25 protein-coding genes and 1 pseudogene are annotated in these 25,013 nt (G+C 77.4%); 9 read left to right on the top strand and 17 right to left on the bottom strand.

What is annotated here, in order from left to right; all coding sequences use genetic code 11:
- Window positions 1-71: 71 nt before the first annotated feature.
- The 4 genes from WDZ17_RS03095 to WDZ17_RS03080 all read right to left on the bottom strand — a co-directional run bounded on the left by WDZ17_RS03095 (window position 72) and on the right by WDZ17_RS03080 (window position 3,307).
- Window positions 72-1,166 (bottom strand): NAD-dependent epimerase/dehydratase family protein, encoded by a 1,095-nt coding sequence (locus WDZ17_RS03095; protein ID WP_339573669.1) that lies wholly within the window; start codon window positions 1,164-1,166, stop codon window positions 72-74.
- A 184-nt stretch (window positions 1,167-1,350) separates the two neighbouring features.
- Window positions 1,351-1,449 (bottom strand): 30S ribosomal protein bS22, encoded by a 99-nt coding sequence (locus WDZ17_RS03090; protein ID WP_012085056.1) that lies wholly within the window; start codon window positions 1,447-1,449, stop codon window positions 1,351-1,353.
- Between the two features lie 207 nt (window positions 1,450-1,656).
- Window positions 1,657-1,911, bottom strand: coding sequence for a helix-turn-helix domain-containing protein (locus WDZ17_RS03085; protein WP_339573668.1), 255 nt, complete (start codon window positions 1,909-1,911; stop codon window positions 1,657-1,659).
- Between the two features lie 184 nt (window positions 1,912-2,095).
- Entirely contained in the window at window positions 2,096-3,307 is a 1,212-nt protein-coding gene (locus tag WDZ17_RS03080; protein ID WP_339573667.1) for an acetoin utilization protein AcuC, read from the bottom strand.
- Window positions 3,308-3,437: 130 nt separating this feature from the next.
- On the opposite strand from WDZ17_RS03080, the gene WDZ17_RS03075 reads away from it, so the two are divergent.
- From WDZ17_RS03075 to WDZ17_RS03065, 3 genes are read left to right on the top strand one after another with little or no spacing between them, the layout of a single operon-like run.
- On the top strand, window positions 3,438-4,826 hold the full coding sequence (locus tag WDZ17_RS03075) for a TrkH family potassium uptake protein (RefSeq protein ID WP_422631804.1): 1,389 nt from the start codon (window positions 3,438-3,440) through the stop codon (window positions 4,824-4,826).
- Window positions 4,819-5,484, top strand: a complete 666-nt coding sequence (locus WDZ17_RS03070; protein ID WP_339573665.1) for a potassium channel family protein — start codon at window positions 4,819-4,821, stop codon at window positions 5,482-5,484. Before WDZ17_RS03075 ends, WDZ17_RS03070 begins: the two co-directional genes overlap by 8 nt.
- Window positions 5,481-5,798: a hypothetical protein gene (locus tag WDZ17_RS03065; RefSeq protein WP_339573664.1), complete on the top strand. Its 318-nt coding sequence runs from the start codon at window positions 5,481-5,483 to the stop codon at window positions 5,796-5,798. The genes WDZ17_RS03070 and WDZ17_RS03065 overlap by 4 nt, the downstream gene beginning before the upstream one ends.
- Window positions 5,799-5,806: 8 nt before the next feature.
- Here the strand turns inward: WDZ17_RS03065 and proC are convergent, their stop codons facing one another.
- The 3 genes from proC to WDZ17_RS03050 form a co-directional block, all read right to left on the bottom strand.
- A complete protein-coding gene (proC, locus tag WDZ17_RS03060) occupies window positions 5,807-6,625 on the bottom strand; it encodes a pyrroline-5-carboxylate reductase (protein WP_339573663.1) in 819 nt (272 codons plus the stop codon).
- Window positions 6,626-6,693: 68 nt separating this feature from the next.
- Window positions 6,694-7,500 carry a sugar phosphate isomerase/epimerase family protein gene (locus WDZ17_RS03055; RefSeq protein WP_339573662.1) on the bottom strand — a complete coding sequence of 269 codons (807 nt, stop codon included), beginning with the start codon at window positions 7,498-7,500 and terminating at the stop codon, window positions 6,694-6,696.
- Between the two features lie 92 nt (window positions 7,501-7,592).
- Window positions 7,593-8,534, bottom strand: coding sequence for a Ppx/GppA phosphatase family protein (locus WDZ17_RS03050; RefSeq protein ID WP_339573661.1), 942 nt, complete (start codon window positions 8,532-8,534; stop codon window positions 7,593-7,595).
- 271 nt (window positions 8,535-8,805) lie between these two features.
- On the opposite strand from WDZ17_RS03050, the gene radA reads away from it, so the two are divergent.
- From radA to WDZ17_RS03030, 4 genes are all read left to right on the top strand, one after another.
- Window positions 8,806-10,329, top strand: coding sequence for a DNA repair protein RadA (gene radA, locus WDZ17_RS03045; RefSeq protein WP_339573660.1), 1,524 nt, complete (start codon window positions 8,806-8,808; stop codon window positions 10,327-10,329).
- A gap of 178 nt (window positions 10,330-10,507) precedes the next feature.
- Window positions 10,508-11,716 carry an ROK family transcriptional regulator gene (locus WDZ17_RS03040; RefSeq protein ID WP_339573659.1) on the top strand — a complete coding sequence of 403 codons (1,209 nt, stop codon included), beginning with the start codon at window positions 10,508-10,510 and terminating at the stop codon, window positions 11,714-11,716.
- A 182-nt stretch (window positions 11,717-11,898) separates the two neighbouring features.
- Window positions 11,899-12,981: a DNA integrity scanning diadenylate cyclase DisA gene (gene disA, locus WDZ17_RS03035; protein WP_339573658.1), complete on the top strand. Its 1,083-nt coding sequence runs from the start codon at window positions 11,899-11,901 to the stop codon at window positions 12,979-12,981.
- Between the two features lie 2 nt (window positions 12,982-12,983).
- Window positions 12,984-13,901 (top strand): HhH-GPD family protein, encoded by a 918-nt coding sequence (locus WDZ17_RS03030; RefSeq protein WP_339573657.1) that lies wholly within the window; start codon window positions 12,984-12,986, stop codon window positions 13,899-13,901.
- A 116-nt stretch (window positions 13,902-14,017) separates the two neighbouring features.
- Here the strand turns inward: WDZ17_RS03030 and WDZ17_RS03025 are convergent.
- The 5 genes and pseudogenes from WDZ17_RS03025 to WDZ17_RS03005 form a co-directional block, all read right to left on the bottom strand.
- Window positions 14,018-14,548, bottom strand: a pseudogene (locus WDZ17_RS03025) (amino-acid N-acetyltransferase); the annotation flags it as partial.
- A complete protein-coding gene (locus WDZ17_RS03020) occupies window positions 14,545-14,874 on the bottom strand; it encodes a hypothetical protein (protein ID WP_339573656.1) in 330 nt (109 codons plus the stop codon). The gene WDZ17_RS03020 and the pseudogene WDZ17_RS03025, both read right to left, overlap by 4 nt.
- Window positions 14,875-15,028: 154 nt before the next feature.
- A complete protein-coding gene (locus WDZ17_RS03015; protein ID WP_339573655.1) occupies window positions 15,029-17,527 on the bottom strand; it encodes an ATP-dependent Clp protease ATP-binding subunit in 2,499 nt (832 codons plus the stop codon).
- A gap of 236 nt (window positions 17,528-17,763) precedes the next feature.
- Window positions 17,764-17,967, bottom strand: coding sequence for a hypothetical protein (locus WDZ17_RS03010; RefSeq protein WP_339573654.1), 204 nt, complete (start codon window positions 17,965-17,967; stop codon window positions 17,764-17,766).
- A gap of 2 nt (window positions 17,968-17,969) precedes the next feature.
- Entirely contained in the window at window positions 17,970-18,323 is a 354-nt protein-coding gene (locus WDZ17_RS03005; RefSeq protein ID WP_339573653.1) for a PRC-barrel domain-containing protein, read from the bottom strand.
- Between the two features lie 161 nt (window positions 18,324-18,484).
- On the opposite strand from WDZ17_RS03005, the gene WDZ17_RS03000 reads away from it, so the two are divergent.
- Window positions 18,485-19,438: an aldose 1-epimerase family protein gene (locus tag WDZ17_RS03000; protein ID WP_339573652.1), complete on the top strand. Its 954-nt coding sequence runs from the start codon at window positions 18,485-18,487 to the stop codon at window positions 19,436-19,438.
- Entirely contained in the window at window positions 19,435-20,292 is an 858-nt protein-coding gene (locus WDZ17_RS02995) for a (2Fe-2S)-binding protein (protein ID WP_339573651.1), read from the top strand. Before WDZ17_RS03000 ends, WDZ17_RS02995 begins: the two co-directional genes overlap by 4 nt.
- An 81-nt stretch (window positions 20,293-20,373) precedes the next feature.
- Here the strand turns inward: WDZ17_RS02995 and WDZ17_RS02990 are convergent, their stop codons facing one another.
- From WDZ17_RS02990 to WDZ17_RS02970, 5 genes are all read right to left on the bottom strand, one after another.
- Complete coding sequence (locus tag WDZ17_RS02990; RefSeq protein ID WP_339573650.1) at window positions 20,374-20,733, bottom strand: histone-like nucleoid-structuring protein Lsr2; 360 nt, start codon at window positions 20,731-20,733, stop codon at window positions 20,374-20,376.
- Between the two features lie 210 nt (window positions 20,734-20,943).
- Window positions 20,944-21,141, bottom strand: coding sequence for a hypothetical protein (locus tag WDZ17_RS02985; RefSeq protein ID WP_339573649.1), 198 nt, complete (start codon window positions 21,139-21,141; stop codon window positions 20,944-20,946).
- 150 nt (window positions 21,142-21,291) lie between these two features.
- A complete protein-coding gene (locus tag WDZ17_RS02980) occupies window positions 21,292-22,893 on the bottom strand; it encodes a lysine--tRNA ligase (protein ID WP_339573648.1) in 1,602 nt (533 codons plus the stop codon).
- Window positions 22,894-22,903: 10 nt separating this feature from the next.
- Window positions 22,904-23,857, bottom strand: coding sequence for a pantoate--beta-alanine ligase (gene panC / locus WDZ17_RS02975; RefSeq protein WP_422631790.1), 954 nt, complete (start codon window positions 23,855-23,857; stop codon window positions 22,904-22,906).
- An 81-nt stretch (window positions 23,858-23,938) separates the two neighbouring features.
- Entirely contained in the window at window positions 23,939-24,895 is a 957-nt protein-coding gene (locus WDZ17_RS02970; protein ID WP_339573646.1) for a Rossmann-like and DUF2520 domain-containing protein, read from the bottom strand.
- Between the last annotated feature and the right edge of the window lie 118 nt (window positions 24,896-25,013).

Raw genomic sequence — 25,013 nt, 5'->3', positions numbered from 1 at the left:
GGGTCGCCGAGCACCAGTGTGCGACGGGGTGCGCCCCCTGCGCGCCGCCGCCGACCTCACGGGCACCGACCTCACGACCGCCGTGCGGAGGGTCGGGCGGGGGCCGGACGACCCGCCGGGGCGCCCGGCACCAGCCGGCTGCGCACCCCGCGGGCGACGCGGCCCAGGCGGGCACCGGCCGCCGCGCGCACCTCGGGCGAGAGCGGGCCCGCCAGCCCCCGGCCGCGGGCGAGGTCCTCGACGGCGGCGCGGCTGCCCCACCGGGCGACCAGGCCGAGGTCCTCGTGCATCCGCCGCAGGTCCACCACGCGGCCGGAGCGCAGCACGCGGGCGGCGTCGGACCAGGGCGGCTCCACGGCGCGGCCCGCCAGGACCCGCGCGGTCGACGCGAGCGCCGCGGACGGGACCGGCAGGACGGGGCGCCCGCACAGCGCCGCCGCCTGGGAGAGCGTGACCACGCCCTCCCCCGCGACGTTGACGACGCCGGTCACCTCGCCGAGCACCGCCAGCCGCAGCGCCTCCACGGCGTCCTCGGCGTGCAGCACCTGCAGCCGGGGGTCGTGCCCCCACAGGCACGGGACGCACGCCAGCTCCAGCCAGTCGCCGAGCGGGGTGCGAAGGCCCGGCCCCACCACGTCCGCGAGCCGGAGCACCACCGCCCGGAGGCCGGGGCGACGTCGCGCCGCCGCCCGCAGGGCCGCCTCGACCTCGCTCGCCGCCCGCTCCAGGCCCCCGGCCGGCGTCGCGAGCTCGGCGTCCTCGGAGCGGACGGACGGCGCCCGGGGGCTCGCGCCGTACACGCCCGTCGAGGAGGCGAGGACGACGCGGCGCACGGTGCCGGTGCGCTGCGCGGCGGCGACGACGTGCAGCCCGGCGGGGGCCCCGCCGGACCGGCCGCCGCTGCGGGGCAGCAGCGTCGCGTCGACGACGACCGCGGCCTGCTCGGCCTCCAGCAGCCTCGGCAGGGACGGGCCGCGCAGGTCGAGCCTGGCCCACCGGGCGCCGCCGACGTCCTCCACGGGTGCCCGCTCGTCGAGCGCGAGGACGGGCGCGGGCGCCCCCGCCGGCCGGCGGCCGGCGAGGTCCGCCGCGAGCCGCCGCGCCAGGGCGGCGGCGAGCGGGTGCGCGGCCCCGACGACGACGACACGCCCCTGCGGCACCCCCACCCGTGGCCCTGCGCCGGTCCCCACCCCCGTCACCGCGCGCCGGGGCGGCCGACGTCGGCGGCCGGGCCGGGACGCACGACGCCCGCCCCCGGAGGACCGGGGACGGGCGTGGAGCGCTGGGCGGGGCCGGTGCGGGAGCGCCGCACGCCGGCGTGCGGCGACGACGTCCTGCGACCCCGGCAGCTCACTTCTTGTTGCGGCGCTGGTGGCGCGTCCTGCGCAGGAGCTTGCGGTGCTTCTTCTTCGCCATCCGCTTGCGGCGCTTCTTGATGACCGAACCCATGGGGCCTGCCTGTCGTCTCGGGGGGTGCGACCGGCGTCCGCGCCCCCCGCAGGTGGCGACCGACGACGTCACGGTCCTGGTCCGCTGCGAAGGGTACCCGGGGCGCGGCGAGGGGCACGGTCGCGCCTCGACGTGCTCCGGCCCGGCCCCGCACCCGCGGGGCGCAGCCGTGGGAGTGCCCGCCGGCGGTCGCGCGAGCGGGGAGGGTCAGGCGCTGCCGGCGCGGCGCGGCGCGGCGGGAGCGGTGCGGGCCGCGGCGACGTAGGCGGCCGCGGCCGCCTGCGGGACGCGGTAGGAGCGCCCGACGCGCACGGCGGGCAGCTCCCCGCGCTCGATGAGCCGGTAGACGGTCATCCGCGAGACCCGGAGCTCCTCGGCGACCTCCGCGACCGTCATGAGCGGGCCGTCCGTCAGCCCGCCGGGCCCGCCCTCGCGACCCGCTCCTCGCCCGTCCGTCGGCACGCCGGCTCCCTGTCGCTGCTGAGGTGGCCCGCGGCGCCGCTGCTGACGCCGACGGCCCGGGGCCCGCCTCCCCGTCTGGTTCCCCCGACCCTAGGGGACGCCGACGTCGGGCCGCGCCCCCTCGCACCCGTCCGGGGAGCGCCCCGCGGGACCGGTCAGGAGGCCCCGTCGGCCGGAGCGCGGGTCAGTCGAACCACGGGTCGAGGCCCTGGGAGGGGAAGACGGCGGTGCGCGTGGCGAGCACCGCACGGTCCACGGGGTCCTCGGGGTCGTGCCCGCTGCCCCACGGCCGGTACCAGGGCGAGCGGTCGTCCGCCTCGCCGTCCGGGCCGGCGTCGCCCATGAGCAGCGGCGCCTCGCGGCGCAGCGTCCGCCGCACGTGCTCGCGCCACGCCTGCGGCGTCGGGGTGGAGGGCCGGACGGGCGCGTGCGCGGCGATGGCGACGACGTGGCTCCACGTGCGCGGGACGACGTCGACGACGGCGTAGCCGCCCCCGCCCGTGGCGAGCCACCGGCCGTCGCAGACCTCGTGGCTGAGCTCGTGGAGGCTGTCGGCGGCCGCCCGCTGGGCGTCCACGGACAGGGAGAGGTCGGCCAGCGGGTCGAGCAGGTGGGTGTCGCAGCCGTGCTGGGTGACGAGGACGTCGGGCTCGAAGGCGCGCACCAGCGGGTGGGCCACGGCGTGCAGGCCGCGCAGCCACGCGGCGTCGCGCGTGCCGGGCGGCAGGGCGAGGTTGGCGGCGGTGCCCTCGGCCCCCGGGCCGCCCGTCTCCTCGGGGAAGCCCGTGCCGGGGAACAGGGTCCGGCCGCTCTGGTGCAGCGAGACGGTGAGGACGCGCGGGTCGTCGTAGAAGGCCGCCTGCACGCCGTCGCCGTGATGGACGTCGAGGTCGACGTAGGCCACCCGCCGGGCGCCGGAGGCGAGCAGGCGGCGGATCGCGGCGGCGACGTCGTTGTAGACGCAGAAGCCGCTGGCCCGCCCGGGCATGGCGTGGTGGAGCCCGCCCGCGAAGTTGACGGCGTGGGCGACGTCCCCGCGCCAGAGGTCGTCGGCGCACTCGACGCTCGCGGCCAGGATGCGGGCGCTCGCCTCGTGCATGCCCGCGAAGGCGGGGTCGTCCTCGGTGCCGAGGCCGTGCTCGAGGTCGACGCGGCGGGGGTCCTGCGACACGCGGCGCACCGCGGCGACGTACTCCGGCAGGTGCACGGTCCCCAGCAGGGCGTCGTCGGCCACCGCCGCCGTCCCCCGCACCTGGACGCCGGGCCGGTCGAGGACCCCGAGGTCGTCGAGCAGGCGCGCCGTCAGCTCCAGGCGCACCGGGCTCATCGGGTGGTCCGGCCCCCAGTCGTAGGCCGTGAGGACGGGGTCCCACACGACCCGGGTGCTGCTGGTCATGCCGCGACGCTAGCGTTCCGCGCGCGCCCGACCGGACGGGCGCGCTGCCACCCGGCCCGCGGCGACCGCGGGTCCCGCGCCCCCCGCGGCGGGGTCGGCGGCCCGACGCGGCAGGGAGGGCCCGGTGGACCTGGAGACGCCCCCCTCGCACCGCCCGCGCTCGCGCGGCGGCGTCGCGGGCCTGGTCCGCCGCTCGCCGGCCCGCCTCGCGGTCCTGGCCTTCGTGGCCGTCATCGCGGTCTTCGCCGTCCTGCTCAGCCTGCCCGCCGCCACCGAGAGCGGGGTGCGCGCGCCGCTCGCGGACGCCGTCTTCACCGCCGTGTCCGCCGTCTGCGTGACGGGCCTCGTCGTCGTCGACACCGCGCGGTACTGGTCCGACTTCGGCGAGGCCGTCATCATCACCGGCATCTGGGTCGGCGGCTTCGGCGTGCTGGTGCTGGCCAGCATCCTCGGCCTCCTGGTCTCGCGCCGGATGGGGCTGCAGCAGCGGCTGCTCGCGCAGAACGAGACGAAGGCGCTGCGGCTCGGCGAGGTCGGGGTCCTGGTCCGGATCGTGCTGGTGTCCTCCGTGGCGGTGCAGGCGACGCTCGCCGCCGTGCTGCTGCCGCGCTTCCTCGTGGCCGGCGAGGGCCTCGGGGAGGCGCTCTGGCACGCCGTCTTCTACGGCATCTCCTCCTTCAACAACGCCGGGTTCGTCTCGCACCCGGGGGGCCTGCCCCGGCTCGGGGACGGGCCCGTGGCCGGCGACTGGTGGCTGTCGCTGCCCATCGCCGTCGGCGTGGTCGTCGGGAGCCTCGGCTTCCCCGTGCTCCTCGTGCTGCGGGAGCGGTGGCGCTCGCCGCGCCGCTGGGGGCTGCACACGCAGATGACGGTCTTCGGGACGCTCGTGCTGCTCGTCGTCGGCGCCGTCGTCATCGGCGGCATGGAGTGGACGAACGACGCCACCTTCGGCGCCCTGCCCTGGTACGACCGGGTCCTCGCCGCCGGGTTCGCCTCGGCCATGCCGCGCTCGGGCGGCTTCTCGACCGTCGACGTCTCGCAGATGTCGACGGCGACCTGGGTCGTCACGGACGCCCTCATGTTCGTCGGCGGGGGCAGCGCCTCGACGGCCGGCGGCATCCGCGTGACGACCCTCGCCGTGCTGCTGCTCGCCGTCGTGGCCGAGGCCCGCGGCAACCGGGACGCCGAGGTCTTCGGACGGCGCGTCCCGCAGGGCTCCCTGCGGCTGGCGGTCGCCGTCGGGCTCGTGGGCACCAGCACGGTGCTCGTCGGGACCGTCGTCATGACGGCCGTCACCGGAGACCCGCTGGACGTCGTCCTCTTCGAGGTCGTCTCGGCCTTCGCGACCGTCGGGCTGTCCGTCGGCGGCACCGCGGACCTGCCGGAGGCGGGCAAGTGGGTGCTGTCGGCGCTCATGGTGGTCGGGCGGACGGGCACGATGACCCTCGCGGCCGCGCTCGCCCTGCGCGAGAGCAGCCGCATGTTCAGGCTCCCCGAGGAGAGGCCCATCGTTGGCTGACAGGTCCCGCGACGACGCCGTGCTGGTCATCGGCCTCGGTCGCTTCGGCAGCTCCATGGCCTCCGCCCTCGACCGGATGGGCCACGAGGTCCTCGCGGTGGAGCGCGACCCCGACCTCGTCCAGGAGTGGTCCGGCCGCCTCACCCACGTCGTCGAGGCGGACGCGACGAACGGCGACGCCCTCGCCCAGCTCGGCGCCCAGGACTTCAGCGTGGCCGTCGTCGGCATCGGCACCTCGCTGGAGGCGAGCGTCCTGACGACGTCGACGCTCGTCGACATGGGGGTGCCCCAGATCTGGGCGAAGGCCATCACGCCGTCCCACGGGCGGATCCTCACCCGGCTCGGCGCGCACCACGTGGTCTACCCCGAGGCGGACGCGGGCGAGCGCGTCGCCCACCTCGTCGGGGGCCGCCTGCTCGACTTCATCGAGTTCGACGACGGGTTCGCCATCGTCAAGATGCGGCCGCCGCGCGAGACGCAGGGCTTCACGCTCGGCCAGTCCAAGGTGCGCGAGAAGTACGGCGTGACGGTCGTCGGCGTGAAGAGCCCCGGGGAGGACTTCCACTACGCCCAGCCGGACACCCGCGTCCGCGAGCAGGACGTCCTCATCGTCTCGGGGCGCACGAGCCTCATCGAGAAGTTCGCGGGCCGGCCATGAGCCCCGCCGGCGACGAGGACGCGCCCCGCCCCGAGCCGGGCGCCGAGCGCGAGCTCGGCTACATCGCCATGCGCCTGCACGTGCTCGAGGCGCTGGCGACCGCGGTGGAGCGGCGGGCCGAGCTCGTCGACCTCGTGGCCGAGGCTCCCGACATCGCCTCCGCCGCAGACGCTCTCGCCGCGTGGGGGCTCGACGACGCCCAGGCCCGCGCCGTGCTCGACCTCCAGGTGCGCCGCCTCGCCGGCCGCGAGCGCGAGCGGCTGGCCTCCGAGCGCGAGCGCCTCGTCCGGCGGCGCGCGGAGCTCGGGGGCTGACCGGACGCTCAGGCGCCCAGCTCGCGCGCCCGCTCCCGGGCCGCCTCGACCGCGGCGAGCACCGCGGCCCGCACGCCGCGCTCGTCGAGCTGCCGCAGGCCCGCCGCGGTGGTGCCGCCGGGCGAGGTGACGCGCTCGCGCAGCAGGGCGGGGTGCTCGCCCGTCTCCTCCAGCAGCGCGGCCGTGCCGGCGAGGGTGCCCGTCGCCAGCCGTGAGGACGTCGCCCGCGGGAGGCCCGCGTGGACCCCGGCCTCGACGAGGGCCTCCAGCAGGTGCAGGACGTAGGCGGGGCCGGACCCGGAGACGGCCGTCGCGGCGTCCTGCTGCGCCTCCGGGACGACGACGACGTCCCCCGTCCCCGCGAGCAGCTCGGCGGCCAGCGCCACCTGCGCCTGCTCCGCGCCCGGGCCGGCGGAGAGCGCCGTGACGCCGCGGCCCACGAGCGCCGGGGTGTTCGGCATGGCGCGCACGACGGCGACGCCGTGCGGCAGCGGCGCGGCGAGCCGCGCCGTGGGGACGCCGGCCGCGACGGAGACGAGCAGGGCGCCGGCCCGCACGTGCGCCGCCGCCTCCGCGAGGACGTCGTCCAGCTGCTGCGGCTTGACCGCGACGACGAGGACGTCCGCCGCCGCGCCCTCCGGCAGCGGGACGGCGCGGACGCCGTACCGCTCGTCCAGCTCGCGCGCCCGCTCCTCGCGCCGGACGACGACGACCACGTCGTCGGCGGTCCACCCGGACCGCAGGACGCCCGCGAGGACCGCCTCCCCCATCGTGCCCACCCCCAGGACGGCCACGCGGGGACGGCGGTCCTCGTCGGTGCTGCTCACGGCGCCGACCCTAGGCGGGCACCGGGCGCCAGCGGGGCGCGGAGTGCTCGGGCGTGGGCGAGGAGGGCTCAGGCCTGGCCGAGGTGGGTGCGGGCGAAGGCGAGCGTGTCGGCGAGGTCCCGCTCCCGCTCGCCCGGCGCGCGCGAGCGGCGCGTGTTGATCTCGGCGACGACGTGCCCCGTGAAGCCCCCGCGGGCGAGGTCCTCGAGCAGGCCGGCCACGGGCTGGCAGCCGCGGCCGGGGACGAGGTGCTCGTCCTTGAGGGAGCCGCTGCCGTCGGTGAGGTGGATGTGCCGGAGCCGGTCGCCGAGCTTGCGGGCCAGCTCCTGGGAGTCGCTGCCGGACGTGGCGGCGTGCGAGACGTCGAGGGTCACGTCGTCGTAGTCCTCGTCGACGACGTCCCAGCCCGGGGAGTAGGCCACGACCTCGCGGCTGCCGGCGCGCCACGGGAACATGTTCTCCACGGCGACGGTCGTGCCCGTCCGCGCGACGACCTCCTTGACGCCGTCCACGAAGCCCGCGGCGTACTCCCGCTGCCAGCGGAACGGCGGGTGGGCGACGACGACGTCGGCCCCCAGGTCCTGGGCGAGCTGCACCGACAGCTCCAGCTTGGTCCACGGGTCCCGGCCCCAGACGCGCTGCGTCAGCAGCAGCGTGGGGGCGTGCACCGACAGGACCGGTACGCCGTAGTGCGTGGCGAGCCGGCGCAGGGCGACGGCGTCCCGGCTGACGGGGTCGGTCCAGACCATGACCTCGACGCCGTCGTAGCCCAGCCTGGCCGCGGCCTCGAAGGCGTCCGCGCAGGAGCCCGGGTAGACCGAGCTCGTCGAGAGGGTCACCGCGGGCGCGCGGCGGGGGCTCCCGTGCTCGCTCACCCACCCACAGTAGGCCCCGGCGGCGGACGGGCCCCGCAGGCCCGCACCGGGTGCCCCGGACGGGCGCGGCGCCGACGGCCCCCGGGTCGCGGTCAGCGGCCGACGAGCGGCGCGAGCGCGTCGAGGCGACGCAGGATGACGCCCTCCCGCAGCGCCCAGGGGCTGAGGGCGAGGCGCTCGAGGTCCAGCGCGCGCATCGCCTCCAGCGCCACGACGGCGCCGGCGACGACCTGCCCGGCCCGCGCCTGCGAGACGCCCTCGAGGCGACGGCGCCCGCCGGGCCCCAGCGAGGCCAGCCGCGGGACGAGCTCCTGGAGCGCGTCCCGGCGCAGCTCTCGCGGCACGTGGGCGCCCTCGCGCGCCGGGGCGGCACCCGTGAGCCGGCCCAGCGTCCGGAAGGTCTTGCTGGACCCGACCGCGAGGTCGGGCGGGTCGTCCCCGCGCAGCCGGCCGGTCGAGGCCGCGAGCACGTCGCGCGCGTGCTCGCGCAGGCCCGCGACGTCGCGGGGCCGCGTCACCCCCTCGGCGAGGTGCGAGCGGGTGGTGCGTCCGGCGCCCAGCGGCACGGACAGCGCGACGTCGGCGTCCTCGTCCCGGCCGACGGCGAGCTCGAGCGACCCGCCGCCGATGTCGAGGACGAGCATCCGGCCGGCCGACCAGCCGAACCAGCGGCGGACGGCGAAGAAGGTCAGCCGGGCCTCGGCCCCGCCGGACAGGACCTGGAGCGCCACGCCGGTCTCCCGGCGCACCCGCTCGAGCGCCTCCGGCCCGTTGGGCGCCTCGCGCAGCGCGCTCGTCGCGAAGCCCGTGAGCTCCTCCACCCCCTCGGAGGTGGCCACCTGCCGGGCGGAGCCCACGGCGTCGAGCAGGTCGTCCACGCCCTCGGCCCGGACGGCGCCCTCGGCGTCGAGCCGCTCCGCGAGCCGCAGCACCCGCTTGTGGGAGGCGGTCGGCACCGGCGAGGCGCCCGGGTGCGCGTCAACGACGAGCAGGTGGACGGTGTTCGAGCCGACGTCGAGGACCCCCAGGCGCATGGCGCAGGACCGTAGCGACGGTCCCGGGGGCAGACGCAGGCGCAGGGGCAGGCCCGGGGACGAGCAAGGGGACGAGCCCAGGAGCAGGCTCGGGGACGAGCCCGGGGACGAGCCCAGGAGCAGGCCCGGGAGCAGGCCCGGGAGCAGGCCCGGGAGCAGGCCCGCAGGTGGGCTCGGGAGCAGGGGCTCGACGGTCCGCGCCCGGCGCCCGCCGGGGGGGTGCCGGGCGCGTCCGGCGGCGATGTCGGACCCCTCCCCTAGCGTCCGCCCCATGCCCTCGAAGAGCCCCGCCGCCCCGCGAGCGCCCCGCCCGAGCTACCGCTGCGCCGACTGCGGGTGGACCACGCCGAAGTGGGTCGGCCGCTGCGGGGAGTGCCAGGCGTGGGGGACGGTCGAGGAGACCGCCTCGCCGTCGGGGCCCCGCACCGCGCCCGCGCGGGCGGTGCGTCGTGCGGCGCAGCCGATCGCCGAGGTCGACGCGCAGGAGGCGTCGGCGGCGCCCACCGGTGTCGACGAGCTCGACCGGGTGCTCGGCGGCGGGGTGGTGCCCGGCGCCGTCGTCCTCCTCGCGGGCGAGCCGGGCGTGGGCAAGTCGACCCTGCTGCTGGAGGTGGCCGCCCGGACGGCCACGACGGGCCGGACGGTCCTCTACGTCACCGGCGAGGAGACCGCGGCGCAGGTCCGGCTGCGCGCCGAGCGCATCGGGGCGCTGCGCCCGCGCCTGTACCTCGCCGCCGAGAACGACCTGGCGGCGGTGCTCGCGCACGTGGAGGCGGTCTCCCCCGACCTGCTCGTCCTGGACTCCGTGCAGACCGTCGCCTCCGCCGCCGTCGAGGGCTCCGCGGGCGGGGTGACGCAGGTGCGCGAGGTCGCGGCGTCCGTCATCGCCACGGCGAAGGAGCGCGGGATGGCCACGCTGCTCGTCGGGCACGTGACGAAGGACGGCTCCGTCGCGGGCCCTCGTGTCCTGGAGCACCTCGTCGACGTGGTCTGCACCTTCGAGGGCGACCGGCACTCGCGGCTGCGGATGGTCCGGGCGGTGAAGAACCGGTACGGGCCCACCGACGAGGTGGGCTGCTTCGACCTCTCCGAGGGCGGCATCACGGGTCTGCTCGACCCCAGCGAGCTCTTCCTGTCCCGCACCAGCGCCCCGGTGCCGGGGACGTGCGCCACCGTCGCGCTCGAGGGGCGCCGCCCGCTCGTCGTCGAGGTCCAGGCCCTCGTCGTCCCGGCCTCGGGCAGCAGCCCCCGCACCCGCTCCAGCGGCCTGGACGCCAGCCGGGTGGCGATGGCGGTCGCGGTCCTCCAGGCGCGCGCCGGGCTGCTGCGCACCCCCATGGACGTCTTCACCTCGACCGTCGGCGGGGTCCGCACGACGGAGCCGGGGGTCGACCTCGCGGTCGCGGTCGCGCTGGCGGGGGCCTGCTTCGACGCGGCCCTGCCGGCGGGCACGGTCGCCGTCGGCGAGATCGGCCTGTCCGGTGACGTGCGCGTCGTCCCCGGCACCGAGCGCCGCCTCGTCGAGGCCGCCCGGCTCGGCATGCGCACCGCACTGGTGCCGCGCGGCGCCCTCGGCCTGCAGACCCCCGTCGCGCCGGCGGCCGAGGGCCCGGGGCGCCGGCACCTCACGGCGGCGCCCGAGCCGGTCCCCTCGACCGGCGCCGGGACGAGCGGCGAGCAGGCGCCGCCCTGGGGCTCGCTGCGCGTGGTCGAGGTGGACGACCTGCGCTCGTGCGTGCTGCAGCTGTTCGCCACCACCGACGGCGGCCCCCGGGGCGGTGCGGCGCGGGGGTAGCGCCCGCGGTGGGGCGCGGGCCGCCCGGGCGGGCAGGTGACGGTCGACGCCCCGGGCGCAGGGGCCGCCGCGGGGGACGGCTACGGTCCCGCTCGCCGACGGTGGCAGGACGCGCGCGCGTCGACGACGTGCGGGGGCGGCCACCGCGCCGCCCTGCCCGACCCGCAGGAGGAGCACCGTGCCGCCGCAGCCCCCCGGAGCCGACGCGCCGCGGCCACGTCCCCGAGCAGGGCGGCCCGCCCCGAGCGCCCCGCCCGGCCCGGGGCAGCTGTTCCAGCTGCTGCGCGACGGCCGGCCCCGCACGCGCGCCGAGCTCGCGGCGACCACCGGCCTGTCCCGCTCGGCCGTCGGCGCCCGCGTCGACCACCTCCTGAGCACCGGGCTCGTCACCAGCGCCGGGGAGGCCGGCTCCACGGGCGGGCGTCCCCCGGTGCGCCTCGCCTTCGACCCCGCCTCGCGCGTCGTGCTCGCGGCCGACCTCGGTGCCCGGCACGGCACGGTGGAGCTGACGGACCTCGCCGGCGGCGTGCTGGCCGCCCGCACCGAGCAGCTGCGCATCGAGGCGGGCCCCGGCGTCGTCCTCGACTGGCTCGCCGACACGGCCGAGGAGCTGCTGCGCGAGGCGGGCCGCGACCTCGCCGACCTCGTCGGCACGGGGATCGGCGTACCCGGGCCCGTGGACCACTCCACCGGCCGGCCGACCCGACCGCCCCTCATGGCCGGCTGGGACGGCGTCGACGTCCCGGCCCTGGTGGGCCGCCGGCTCCCCGGCTCCGTGCACGTCGACAACGACGTCAACCTCATGGCCCTCGGCGAGCACACCCACCGGTGGTCGCAGGCGGACCACCTGCTCTTCGTCAAGGTCGCGACGGGCATCGGCGCCGGCATCGTGTCCGGCGGCAGGCTCGACCGGGGCGCCCGCGGCGCGGCCGGCGACCTCGGCCACGTGCTCGTCCCCGACCGCGCGGAGGTGCCCTGCCCCTGCGGCCACCACGGGTGCCTGGAGGCCGTCGCCGGCGGCGGCGCCCTCGCCGACGCGCTCGGGGTGCCCGACGTGGGCGACGTCGTCGCGCTGCTCCGGGGCGGCGACGCACGGGCCCGCAGCGCGGTCCGTGCCGCCGGCCGCGACCTCGGGCAGGTGCTGGCGACCTGCGTCAACCTGCTGAACCCGTCGGTCATCGTCGTCGGCGGCTCGCTGTCCGCGGCCGGCGAGCCGCTCCTGGCGGGGGTCCGAGAGGTCGTCTACGGGCGCTCGCTGCCCCTGGCCACGGCCCACCTGCGGATCGTGCCCTCGCAGATGAGGGGGCGCGCCGGTGTCGCCGGCGCCGGCGCGATGGTCGCCGAGGACGCGCTGTCGCCGGAGGGCGTGGAGGCGATCTGGGGCTGACGGGCCCGCCGGCGTCGCGCGGCCCCGGCGCGGCGAGGTCACGTCTCGGCGACGGCGTCCCGCGCCGTCGCCGAGCGGTGCCGGGGCGCCGGTAGCCTTCGCGGGCCGCGCCGCGGCACGTCCGGCGCCCCCGCCGGCCGACCGACGCGCCACCGAGAACATCCCCACCCCACGAGGAGCCGATGGCCGCCGAGCGCTCGCCCGAGGAGCTCCTGCTGGCGACCCTGGCCGCGGTGGCGCCCGGCACCGAGCTGCGGGACGGCCTGGAGCGGATCCTGCGCGGCCGCACGGGCGCGCTCGTCGTCCTCGGGCACGACCGGGTCGTGGACGCGCTGTGCAGCGGAGGCTTCTCGCTCGACGTCGACTTCTCGGCGACCCGCCTGCGCGAGCTGGCCAAGATGGACGGCGCCATCGTCCTCGACGCGGGCGCCACGAAGATCCTGCGCGCCGCCGTGCAGCTCGTGCCGGACCCGACGATCGAGACGTCCGAGTCGGGGACCCGTCACCGCACGGCGGAGAGGGTCGCCAAGCAGACGTCGATGCCCGTGATCTCGGTCAGCGCCTCGATGCGGATCGTCGCCCTCTACGTCGCGGACCGGCGCTTCGTGCTCGAGGGGTCGGCGGCGATCCTGGGCCGCGCCGAGCAGGCCCTGGCCACGCTCGAGCGGTACAAGGCACGGCTCGACGAGGTGGCGGGGACCCTCTCGGCCCTGGAGATCGAGGACCTCGTCACCGTCCGGGACGTCGCCGCGGTCGTCCAGCGCCAGGAGATGGTGCGGCGGATCTCCGAGGAGATCGCCGGGTACGTCGTGGAGCTGGGCGCCGACGGGCGCCTGCTCTCCCTGCAGCTGGAGGAGCTCATCGGCGGGATCGGCCCGGACCAGGAGCTCGTCCTGCGCGACTACACCGAGGATCACGGCGCCGCAGGCTCCGTCGCGACCGTGCTCGCCGACCTGGCCCGGCTCGAGTCGACCGAGCTGGTGGACCTCGCCCACGTCGCCCGCGCCCTGGCCCTCACCACCGGCGGCGACACGCTCGACAGCGCCCTGAGCCCCCGGGGCTTCCGGCTGCTCAGCAAGGTGCCCCGCCTGCCGGGAGCCATCGTCGAGCGTCTCGTCGCCCACTTCGCCGGGCTGCAGCAGCTGCTCGCCGCGGGCATCGACGAGCTGATGGCGGTCGACGGGGTGGGCGACCAGCGCGCCCGCGCCGTCCGGGAGGGGCTGTCCCGCCTCGCCGAGTCGAGCATCCTCGAGCGGTACGTCTGAGCGTGGCCGCCCGCCCGGCCGGCGCCGTCGCGGCGCCACCGCCGGAGGAGCTGGGAGCGCTCCACGCCGACGTCCTGGCCTGGTACGCCCGCGAGGCCCGGGACCTCCCCTGGCGCGAGCCGGGCGCGAGCGCGTGGGGCGTCCTCGTGAGCGAGGTGATGCTCCAGCAGACGCCGGTCGCCCGGGTGCTGCCGGTCTGGCGCGCGTGGCTGCGGCGGTGGCCGACGCCCGCCGACCTCGCGGCCGCCCCCGCCGGCGACGCCGTCCGGGCGTGGGGCCGGCTGGGGTACCCGCGCCGGGCGCTGCGGCTGCACGCCGCGGCCGCCGCGCTCGTCGAGCGCCACGGGGGCCGGGTGCCTAGCGACCACGCGGTGCTCCTGGCCCTGCCCGGCGTCGGGGCCTACACGGCGGCCGCCGTGGCCGTCTTCGCCCACGGCGGCCGGCACGCCGTCGTCGACACCAACGTGCGGCGCGTGCACGCCCGGCTGGTGTCGGGTGCCGCGCAGCCGGCGCCCGCGCTCAGCGCCGCCGAGACGGCGCTGGCCGAGGCGCTCCTGCCCGAGGACGACGCCACGGCGGCGCGCTGGGGCGTCGCCGTGATGGAGCTCGGCGCCCTCGTCTGCACGGCCCGAGCACCCGGCTGCGCCGCGTGCCCGGTCGCCGACCGGTGCGCCTGGCTCCGGGCGGGGGCGCCGCCGGCCGCAGGCCCGACCCGACGCACGCAGCGGTGGGAGGGCACCGACCGCCAGGCGAGGGGCCGCCTGCTCGCCGTCCTGCGCGCCGCGGACGGGCCGGTCGCGGACGTGGACCTCGCGGTCGCCTGGCCGGACGAGGCGCAGCGGTCGCGCTGCCTCGCGTCGCTGCTCGACGACGGCCTCGTCGTCCCCGCCGCGGGCGCCGCCTACGCGCTCCCCCGCTGACCCGGGCGGCCGGTCTGGCCGGCACCACCCGGTGCGCCCGGGAGCCCGGGGGACGTGCCCCCCGCCGTCCGCGGGAGGCGTTGTCGGGCGACGTCGTGCGCGCGGGCGTCCTCGTCGAGGTAGCGGATCATCCGGGTGTTGCCGAGCGTGTTCGGCTTCACGCGCGCGAGGTCGAGGAACTCGGCGACGCCGTCGTCGTGGGAGCGAAGCAGCTCGGCGAAGACCTCCGGCTCGACGGGCGTGCCGTCGATCTCCTCGAACCCGTGGGCCGCGAAGAAGCGCGTCTCGAACGTCAGGCAGAACACCCGCGCGACGCCGACGTCACGGGCCCGGTGCAGCAGCTCCGCGAGGACGAGCCCCCCGACGCCCGCGCCCCGGGCCTCGTCCGCCACCGCCAGGGTGCGGACCTCGGCGAGGTCCTCCCAGAACACGTGCAGCGCCCCGCACCCGACGACCCGGCCGCCGGCCTCGGCGACGACGAGCTCCGGCAGCCCCTCGTAGTAGGCGACGGCCTCCTTGGCGACGAGGACGCGCCGCTCGGCCAGCGGGGCGGTCAGCGCCCGCACCGCCCGCACGTCCGGCGTCCGGGCCGGCCGGACCACGACCGGCCCGAGAGGTGCGCCCCCGGGGGCGGGCGGGGCGCTCACTCGTGGCGGCGCCAGTCGAGGGCGCCCGCCGCCGCCACGTCGACCGTGCGCAGACGGGTGCTCACGAGCTCCTCCACCCGGGTCAGCTGGGTGCTGTCGGGCGCCGTGCAGTCGAGCATCAGCGTCTCGCTGCCGGGCCGGAGGTGCACCGACCCCACGGGCGAGTCGCCGATCGGCGACCCGGCGGGAGGGAGGACGAGCACGGTCTCCTCCTGCGTCGTGCTCACGTCCGCGGCGCCGTGCAGGGCCTGGACCAGGCGCTGCACGAGGACCTGCGGGGAGAGCGGCGAGGAGGCGGAGACCGTGGTCTGGGAGGTCGTGGCCATGGACGCGACCGTAGTCCGAGCGCCGCCTCCGCACCGGGTGGACGGGCGGGAGCCGGGCCGGCGCGACGCAGCGCCCGGGCGGGGGCTCCTGCGCACGGCGAAGGCCCCGCCCTCCGGGAGGAGGAGCGGGGCCTTCGTCGTCGTCAGCGAGGCGTCACTCGGTGGCGGCCGCCTCGACGACGGGGGCGTCGGGGACCTCGCCCTTGGGCGTGCCCGCGAAGGTCAGCTTCTCGGCCGGTCCCTCGCCCTCGGTGTCCACCAGGATGATCTCGCCCGAGGCGATCTCCCCGTAGAGGATCTTCTCGGACAGGACGTCCTCGATGTCCCGCTGGATCGTCCGGCGCAGCGGCCGGGCGCCCAGCACGGGGTCGTAGCCCCGGACCGCGAGCAGGGCCTTCGCCTTCGGCGTCAGCTCCATGGACATGTCCTGGTCGCGCAGCCGCAGCTCCAGGCGGGCCAGCATCAGGTCGACGATCTGGATGATCTCGTCCTGCGTGAGCTGCGGGAAGACGACGGTGTCGTCGACGCGGTTGAGGAACTCGGGGCGGAAGTGCTGCTTGAGCTCGTCCCCCACCTTGCGCTTCATCCGGTCGTAGTCGGTCGACAGGTCGCCGCCGGCCTGGAAGCCCATCTGCAGGCCCTTGGCGATGTCCCTCGTGCCGAGGTTCGTCGTCATGATGATGACGGTGTTCTTGAAGTCCACCGTGCGGCCCTGGGAGTCGGTGAGCCGGCCGTCCTCGAGGATCTGCAGCAGGGAGTTGAAGATGTCGGCGTGCGCCTTCTCCACCTCGTCGAACAGGACGACGGAGAACGGGCGACGACGGACCTTCTCGGTGAGCTGGCCGCCCTCCTCGTAGCCGACGTACCCGGGGGGCGAGCCGAACAGCCGCGAGACGGTGTGCTTCTCGGAGAACTCGCTCATGTCGAGCTGGATGAGCGCGTCCTCGTCGCCGAAGAGGAACTCCGCGAGGGCCTTGGCGAGCTCGGTCTTCCCGACGCCGGTGGGGCCGGCGAAGATGAACGAGCCACCCGGGCGCTTCGGGTCCTTGAGCCCGGCGCGGGTGCGCCGGATGGCCTGGGAGAGCGCCTTGATGGCGTCCTCCTGGCCGATGACCCGCTTGTGGAGCTCGTCCTCCATGTGGAGCAGCCGGCTGGACTCCTCCTCGGTGAGCTTGACGATCGGGATACCCGTCGCGATGGCCAGCACCTCGGCGACGAGCTCCTCGTCCACCTCGGCGACGACGTCCATGTCACCGGCCTTCCACTGCTTCTCGCGCTCGGCGCGGGAGGCCAGCAGCTTCTTCTCGTCGTCGCGCAGCGAGGCGGCCTTCTCGAAGTCCTGCGCGTCGATCGCGGACTCCTTCTCGCGGCGGACTCCGGCGATCTTCTCGTCGAAGTCGCGCAGGTCCGGCGGCGCCGTCATCCGACGGATGCGCAGCCGCGCACCCGCCTCGTCGATGAGGTCGATCGCCTTGTCCGGGAGGAAGCGGTCGTTGACGTAGCGGTCGGCGAGGTTGGCCGCCGCGACCAGCGCGCCGTCCGTGATCGACACGCGGTGGTGCGCCTCGTAGCGGTCCCGCAGGCCCTTGAGGATCTCGATCGCCTGGGCGAGCGTCGGCTCGGCGACCTGGATGGGCTGGAAGCGGCGCTCGAGCGCCGAGTCCTTCTCGATGTGCTTGCGGTACTCGTCGAGGGTGGTCGCCCCGATGGTCTGGAGCTCGCCACGGGCCAGCATCGGCTTGAGGATGCTCGCCGCGTCGATCGCGCCCTCGGCCGCCCCGGCCCCGACGAGGGTGTGGATCTCGTCGATGAACAGGACGATGTCGCCGCGGGTGCGGATCTCCTTGAGGACCTTCTTCAGCCGCTCCTCGAAGTCACCGCGGTAGCGGCTGCCGGCTACGAGCGCGCCGAGGTCGAGCGTGTAGAGCTGCTTGTCCTTGAGGGTCTCGGGCACCTCGCCCTTGTGCACGGCCTGCGCGAGGCCCTCGACGACGGCGGTCTTGCCGACGCCGGGCTCGCCGATGAGCACGGGGTTGTTCTTCGTGCGCCGCGAGAGCACCTGCATGACGCGCTCGATCTCGGTGGCGCGCCCGATCACCGGGTCGAGCTTGCCCTCGCGCGCCGCCTGCGTGAGGTTGCGCCCGAACTGGTCGAGCACGAGCGAGCCCGAGGGCGTGCCCTCGGCGGGCCCGCCGGCCGCGGCCGGCTCCTTGCCCTGGTAGCCGGACAGGAGCTGGAGGACCTGCTGCCGGACCCGGTTGAGGTCGGCGCCCAGCTTCACGAGCACCTGGGCCGCGACGCCCTCGCCCTCGCGGATGAGCCCGAGCAGGATGTGCTCGGTGCCGATGTAGTTGTGGCCGAGCTGCAGCGCCTCGCGCAGGCTCAGCTCCAGCACCTTCTTCGCCCGCGGGGTGAAGGGGATGTGGCCCGAGGGGGCCTGCTGGCCCTGGCCGATGATCTCCTGCACCTGCTCGCGGACGGAGTCCAGCGAGATGCCCAGCGACTCCAGGGCCTTGGCGGCGACGCCCTCGCCCTCGTGGATGAGCCCGAGCAGGATGTGCTCGGTGCCGATGTAGTTGTGGTTGAGCATCCTGGCTTCTTCTTGCGCCAGGACGACGACTCGACGGGCTCGGTCGGTGAACCTCTCGAACATGCAGCGCTCCTCGCGGACGATCGGGCGGCGGAGGGCGGTCCCCCTGCGAGTCGTTCGATGCTAGACCCGCAGGTGGCGCGGCGGTCCGCCGCTCGTGGTCTCGGCGCCGCCCGGCGCCCGACCCCTCCTACCGACGTCCTCAACGTCCCCGCGGCGCAGGGGTGTTCCGGTCGCGCCGTTCGCCGTGGGCGTAGGCCCGGGCCCGCTGCGCCGGGCGCCCGGGTCACCCGTCCGGGTCAGTCCTGCGGCGGGCGCCGTGCGCGCAGGTAGCGCCGCCCGGAGGAGTCGACCACCGTCTCCCAGGCGGCCGCGTGGGCGGTGCGGCTCTCCTGCGCACGACGGCGCAGGTGCTCCGGCGGATCGTCGTGCCGCCCGAGCTGGGCCGGCCCGACGAGGCGGCGCAGAGCGGTCTCGAGCCGGCCCAGCCGGGACCGGGCCACCCTCAGCGCCGGGCCAGGCGGCGACCGGTCCCGGCGCCGGGGTCCTTGCCGTAGTGGCTGAAGACGGCGGGCTCGTCCTCGACGAGGAGCTCGCCGTCGGTGTCGATGGACGGCGCCTCCTTCACCAGCGTCTTGGAGTAGGCGACCTTGACGTAGTCGGGACCGACGGTGGCGCCGTCGAACGGGACGAACGCCAGGCGCCTGCCGCCGAGCAGCCCGCCCAGCGAGACGGTGCCGAAGGACGGCTGGTCGGTCGAGGTGTCGACGTAGACGGCCTCCAGGTCGCCGATCCTGTCGCCGTCGGCGTCGACGACCTTGTGGCCGCGGTACTCGCGGATGTCTGCAGCCTCGAACACGGGTCCTCCAGCGTCTCGGCCGGCGCGGTGCCGGCGGGGGCGGCTCGACGGCCGCGCGCGACGACCCTACGAGCGCGGCTCCTCCGCCGCCCGCCGCCGCCCGCCGCCGTCGGCCGGGCGGGGCCGGGTCGCCGCGGCCACCCGCCGGTACCGTGCGCCGCGTGCACCCCAGCGGCGAGCAGCACCTCCTCGAGCACGGGTCCCTGCGGGCCGTCGTCACCCAGGTCGGGGCGAGCCTGCGGTCGCTGACCGACGACGGGCGCGACCTCGTCGTCCCCTTCGGGGCGGACGAGGTGCGCCCGGTCTTCCGCGGCGCCGTGCTGGCGCCGTGGCCCAACCGCGTCGTCGACGGGCGCTGGCGCGCCGACGGCGTGGGGTCGGCGTCGGGGGTGGAGCAGCAGCTCGCGCTCACCGAGCCCGCCCGCGGGCACGCGCTGCACGGCCTCCTCGCCTGGGCGCCCTTCACCCGCACCGGCACGGGTGGCGACGAGGACGGCGCGACCCTCCAGCTCGCCGCCCGGGTGTGGCCGCAGGCCGGGTACCCCTTCGCCGTCGACGTCGTCGTCGGCTACGCGCTGTCCGACGTGGGGCTGACGACGACGGTCACCGGCACCGGGGCCGGCGACGACCCCGCGCCCTGGGGCTGCGCCGCGCACCCGTACCTGACGACCGGCAGCGGCCGCGTCGACGACTGGACGGCGCACGCCGACGCCGCCTCCTACCTCGAGGCGCTCGGCGAGCGGATGCTGCCCGGGCAGGTGCGACCCGTCGCAGGGACCCACCGCGACCTGCGCGGCGGCCGCCCGCTGGCCGGGGTCGAGCTCGACGACGCGCTCACCGACGTCCGCGCCGACCCCGAGGACGGGCTGGCGCACGTCGGCGTCGTCGGGCCGGACGGCCTCGGCTCCGAGGTCGTCTGGGACCCGGCCGTGCTGCCCTGGGTGCAGGTGCACACCGCCGACCGCCCGGAGCCCGACCTCGACCGGGCGGGGCTCGCGGTGGAGCCGATGACCTGCCCCCCGGACGCGCTCAACAGCGGGACCGGCCTGGTCCGCCTCGCCCGCGGCGAGAGCGCCTCGGCCACCTGGACGATCCGGCCGCTGCGCCGGGCGTGAGCCCGCCCCCCGTCGGGGCGGTCCCGCCGCCCGTCGACGGGCCCCTCCCGCCCGGGGCCGCTCCGGGGGAGCGCCTCGGGAGGGCCCTCGCCGGCACGCCTGCGGTCGCGGGGTGGCGCGTGCTGCGGGTCGGCCCCCTGCCCGCCGCGCCCGGGTGGGTCACGCTCCGCGACGCCCTCGCCCCCGCGGCGGTCGACCGCTGGGTCGCCGTCGCGCAGGCGGGGCTCGGTCGGCTGCGGACGACGGGCCCCGGCGGGCACCCCGGCCCGGTGCCGCCGCAGGTGGCCCCGACCTACGTCCTGGGGTGGGTCCTGGACGCGCTCGCGTGGGCCGGCGGCGTCCCCTACGGCCTGGTGCGCCGGGTCCCGCCGCTGGGGCTCCAGCGCGTCGGCGTGCACCGGGCCGCACCGCTCGGGCAGGTCGACGCCGTCGTGCTGCTGGCGCCCGCCGGCACGGGGCCGACGGACGACCGCGAGCACGACGGTCGCGGCGACGACGCGTCGGCGGCGGCGCTCGGAGCCGGCCTCGCGGCGGCGGGCCGCGCCGTCGAGGCGGCCTGGCGGCCACCGGTGCGCGTCGGGTCGCGGCAGCGCTGGGGCCTGCTCGCGGACGCCGTCGACGACGTGCTCGCCGCCACGGGCGCGGCCCGCGGCGACGCGGCGGCCGGCGTCGCGGACGCCGACGCCGTGCTGCGCGGGGCGCCGGAGCCCCTGCGCGGGCGCACCCGCGCCACGGCCGACCCCGGACGGGGCGTCGCCGCCTGGACCCGCGAGCGCCGCTCGTGCTGCTTCGCCTACGCCGTCGACCGCGCGCTGGTCTGCTCCACCTGCCCCCGGCTGCGCCGCCGCGGCTGAGCGCCCGGACGCACGAGGGCCCCGCGGCTTGCGCCGCGGGGCCCTCGTGCCGGGTCGTCCCGGTGGTGCTGGTGGGGCTGCTCAGGCGTTCGCGGCCTGGTAGGCCTCCAGGACCGCGCCGGAGATGCGGCCGCGCTCGCTCACCGTGTGGCCGTTCTCCCGGGCCCACTCCCGCACGGCCGCCGTGTCGACACCGCTGCCCGAGGAGCGCGAGGCGGAGGACGACGAGCGGCTCGCGCGACGGGTGCCCGTCGCGCGGCCGCTGCCGCCGGCCTTGCGGGCGTGACCGACCCAGGGGGCCAGCGCGTCGCGCAGCTGCGCCGCGCGCTCGCTCGTGAGGTCGATCTCGTAGCTGACGCCGTCGAGGGCGAAGGTCACGGTCTCGTCGGCCTCGCCCCCCTCGACGTCGTCGATGAGGATCACCTTGGTCTTCTGCGCCATCCACGTCTCCTGGGTCTGGTGCGCCCACCGAGGTATTCGTCGGGGGCGGTACGGGTTCGGCGGCGTCGACGGCCGCCCGGGTCCGGGCCGGACAAATCACCGTGCCCGGATCGTGATGCAGGCGCAACCATGGCACCGGGAATGCCGGCGGTCAAAAGGACGCGCATTCCCGGGAGCCGGTCGGGTGCTTTTCCTGGCCCCGCCGGTGGGTCAGACGGGCGGGGGCCCGTCGCCCGCGCCGGTCCCCCGCGTCCGCCCGCGCTCCGCCTTCCGCTCGGCGGCCTCGAGCCGGGCCTGCGCGGCGCGCTCGTCCCGGTCGGCGGAGATCATCTTCCGGACGACGTAGACGAACAGGGCGCACACGCCCGCCGACGGCAGCAGCGCGCCCAGCACGGGCCAGATGTCCACCCCGCCAGGGTAGGACGGGCCCGACGAGCCGCTCCGCGGGCTCACCTCCCGGGCCCACCTCGGCGGGCGGGGTCACCTCTCGGGCTCACCTCTCGGGCTCACCTCTCGGGCTCACCTCTCGGGCTCACCTCTCGGGCTCACCTCTCGGGCTCACTTCTCGGGGCGCACCAGCGGGAAGAGGACGGTCTCCCTGATGCCGAGGCCGGTGAGGGCCATGAGCAGCCGGTCGACGCCCAGGCCCACCCCGCCCGTGGGCGGCATCCCGGCCTCCATCGCGGCGAGGAAGTCCTCGTCGAGGACCATCGCCTCGGGGTCACCCCCCGCGGCCAGCCGCGCCTGCTCCACGAAACGCTGGCGCTGGACGACCGGGTCCACGAGCTCGGAGTACCCCGTCGCGAGCTCGAAGCCGCGGACGTAGAGGTCCCACTTCTCGACGACCCCCTCCTGCGAGCGGTGCGCCCGCACGAGCGGCGAGGTCTCCACCGGGAAGTCCCGCACGAAGGTCGGCCCCGGCAGGGTCGGGACGACCAGGTGCTCCCACAGGTGCTCGACGAGCTTGCCGTGGCCGCGCTCGGCCGGGTCGGGGCCCACGGGCAGGCCGACGCGCCCGGCGAGGGCGAGCAGGTCGGACGCGGAGGTGCCCGGCGTCACCTCCTGGCCGGCGGCGTCGGACAGCGAGCCGTACATCGTCAGCCGGCCCCACTCCCCCAGCAGCTCCTCGGCCTCGGGGAGCAGGAGGTCGGGGGCCACCGCGCGCGTGGCCCGGACCGCGGCCTGCACGAGCTCGCGGGTGAGGTCGGCCATCACGTCGTAGTCGCCGTAGGCCTGGTACATCTCGAGCATCGCGAACTCGGGGCTGTGGGTGGAGTCCGCGCCCTCGTTCCGGAAGTTGCGGTTGATCTCGAAGACGCGGTCCAGGCCGCCGACGACGCAACGCTTGAGGAAGAGCTCGGGGGCGATCCGCAGGAAGAGCTCGAGGTCGAAGGCGTTGCTGCGCGTCGAGAAGGGCCGCGCGCTCGCGCCGCCGTGCAGCGTCTGCAGCATCGGCGTCTCCACCTCGAGGAAGTCCCGCGCACCGAGCTCGTCGCGCAGGCTCCGCACGACGGCGGCCCGGGTGCGGACGACGTCCGCCGCGCGCTGGCGCACGACGAGGTCGAGGTGGCGGGCCCGCACGCGCGCCTCCTCCGACATCTCGGCGCCCTCGTAGAGGTTCGGCAGCGGCCGCAGCGCCTTGGACGCCATCCGCCACGACGACGCCAGGACGCTGAGCTCGCCCGTCCCGCTCGTGACCACCCGCCCGGTGACGCCGACGTGGTCGCCGAGGTCGACGTCGGCCTTCCACGCGGCGAGCGCCTCCGGCCCGACGCCGACGGGGAGCCCCCGGTCCGGGCGCGCCTCCTGCGCGAGCATCACCTGCAGGCGGCGGGCGCGCTGCCGCCCCTCCTCGCCGTCGCCGGCCGGGGTGCCGGCCCCGCCGCCCTCCTGGAGCACCGCGAAGAAGAGCTTCCCCCGGCCGCGCTGGAAGACCACCCGCCCGGTGACGGAGACCTCGTCGTCGGTGACCTCCTGCGCCCCCAGACCGGCGTGCCGCTCGCGGACGGCGGCGAGGGTCGTCGTCCGCGGCACGCCCACCGGGTACGGGTCACCGCCCTCCGCGAGGAGCCGCTCGCGCTTGTCGCGCCGGACCCGCTCCTGCTCGGTGACCCCCTCCGGACCGGTCGACGGGCTGGTCTCCGACGGCGCCTGCTCCACGGCGTGGAGGCTATCGGCGCGTCGAGCCGTCCTCCGCCGCACCGGCCAGGACCAGCGGCACGTTGTCGATGAGCCGGGTGGACCCGACGCGCGCGGCCACCGCGAGCAGGGCGGGGCCGACGTGGTCGTCCGGCACGGGGCGCAGGTCGACGGCGTCCACGAGGGCCAGGTAGTCGACGTCGGCCCGCGGCTCGCCGCGCAGCTCGGCCGCCGCCGCCGCGCGGACCGCGACCGCGCCGGCGTCCGCCCGCCCGGCCCCCCGGCGCAGCGCCCGGGGCAGCACGGCGGCCGCCTCACGGTCCCGCGCGCCGAGGTAGGCGTTGCGGCTCGAGCGGGCCAGCCCGTCGTCCTCACGCGACGTCGGGACGGCGACGACCTCGACGCGCAGGTCCAGGTCGAGGGCCATCCGACGCACCAGCGCGAGCTGCTGGGCGTCCTTCTGCCCGAACAGGACGACGTCGGGCCGGGTCAGGTGCACGAGCTTCGCGACGACGGTGAGGACGCCGTCGAAGTGGCCGGGACGGCTCGCCCCCTCCAGCACGGCGCCGAGCTCGCCGGCGCTGACGACGACGCGGGGCGGCCCGGCCGGGTAGACCTCCTCCACGGCCGGCGCGAACACGACGTCGACGCCCTCGCGGCCGAGGAGGTCGAGGTCCGCCCCCAGCGTGCGCGGGTAGCGGTCGAGGTCCTCGCCCGGCCCGAACTGCAGGGGGTTGACGAAGACGGTCGCCACCACCGACGCCGCCCGCTCCCGCGCCGCCCGGGCGAGCGCGGCGTGGCCCTCGTGCAGGGCGCCCATCGTCATCACGACCGCCACCGGACCGGCGAGCCCCGCCCGCACCCGGTCCAGCTCGTCGCGCGTGGTGACGAGGAGCGGGCGGCCTGCGCGGGCCGCGTCGCCGGCGGCCGTCCCCCGCCGAGGGGGTGCCGTCCCCGGACCGGTGCTGCTGCTCACGGGCGCCATCGTGCCCTGCGGCCCGGCTCCGACCCGACGTCGGCGACGACGTCGCCCCCGCAGCACCCGACGACGCCGGAGGCGTGGGGATCAGGAGGGGTCGTCGGCGAGCAGGGCGAGCATCCGGGCCGCCGCCTCGGGCGAGAGACGGCCGCGGGCGAGGGCGCGCTCGGCCGTGGCGCGCGCGAGCGCGCGGTGGGTGGCGGAGACCTCCTGCGAGCCCGAGCGGCGGGCGTGCTCGGCGAGCGCCGCCCGGTGCGTCTCCAGCGTCCCGGCGTCGCCGCGGGCCACGGGCCCGGTGAGCGCGTCGTCCCCGGCGCGCAGGGCGCCGTCGAGGCTCGCGCCGAGCAACGGGCCGAGCACGCGGCCGGGCTCGGCGACGCCGGCGGCGGCGAGCAGCTCGCGGGCCTGGGCGACGAGCGTGACGAGGTGGTTCGCGCCGTGCGAGAGCGCCGCGTGGTAGAGCGGCCTGTCCTGCTCGGCGACGACCACCGGGTCGCCGCCCATCTCGACGACGAGGGCCTGCGCCACCGGCAGGACCGGCCCGGGCGCGGTGACGGCGAAGCAGCAGTCGACGAGGCGCGCGAGGTCGAGCGAGGTGCCCGTGAAGGTCATGGCCGGGTGCACCGCGAGCGGGATGCCGCCGGCGGCCCGGGCGGGCGCGAGCACCTCGACGCCGTGGCGGCCGGCCGTGTGGACCACGAGCTGCCCGGGCTGCCAGGCGCCCGTCGCGGCGAGACCCGCGACGAGGTCGGCGAGGGCGTCGTCGGGCACGGCCAGGAGCACCAGCTCGGCCCGGCGCACCACCTCGGGGACCTCGAGCAGCGGCACCCCCGGCAGCAGCACGTCGACGCGCTCGCGCGTGGCCTCCGAGACGCCGCTGGCGCCGACGACGGCGTGGCCGGCGGCGCGCAGCGCCGCGCCCAGCACCGCGCCGACGCGCCCGCCCCCCACGACGCCGACGCCGAGGCGTCCGGGGCGGTCGGCCGGGCTCCGCGGGACCGCCGCACCGGAGGGCTGCGGGCTGCCGGGGACGGGGTCGAGCACGTCCCGATGGTGGCACGCGGGGTGGGCGGGACCGCCGCCCGTCGTCCCGCCCGGGGCACCGCACCGCCACGACGCGCCCGCCCGCCGGTCCCCGGCCCCACGGCGCATCCCCCTACTG

The organism is Pseudokineococcus basanitobsidens (genome assembly GCF_037482545.1).
Classification (GTDB): Bacteria; Actinomycetota; Actinomycetes; order Actinomycetales; family Quadrisphaeraceae; genus Pseudokineococcus; species Pseudokineococcus basanitobsidens.
The sequence above is the reverse complement of the archived record's forward strand: the minus strand, read 5'-3'. Positions and strand labels throughout refer to the sequence as shown.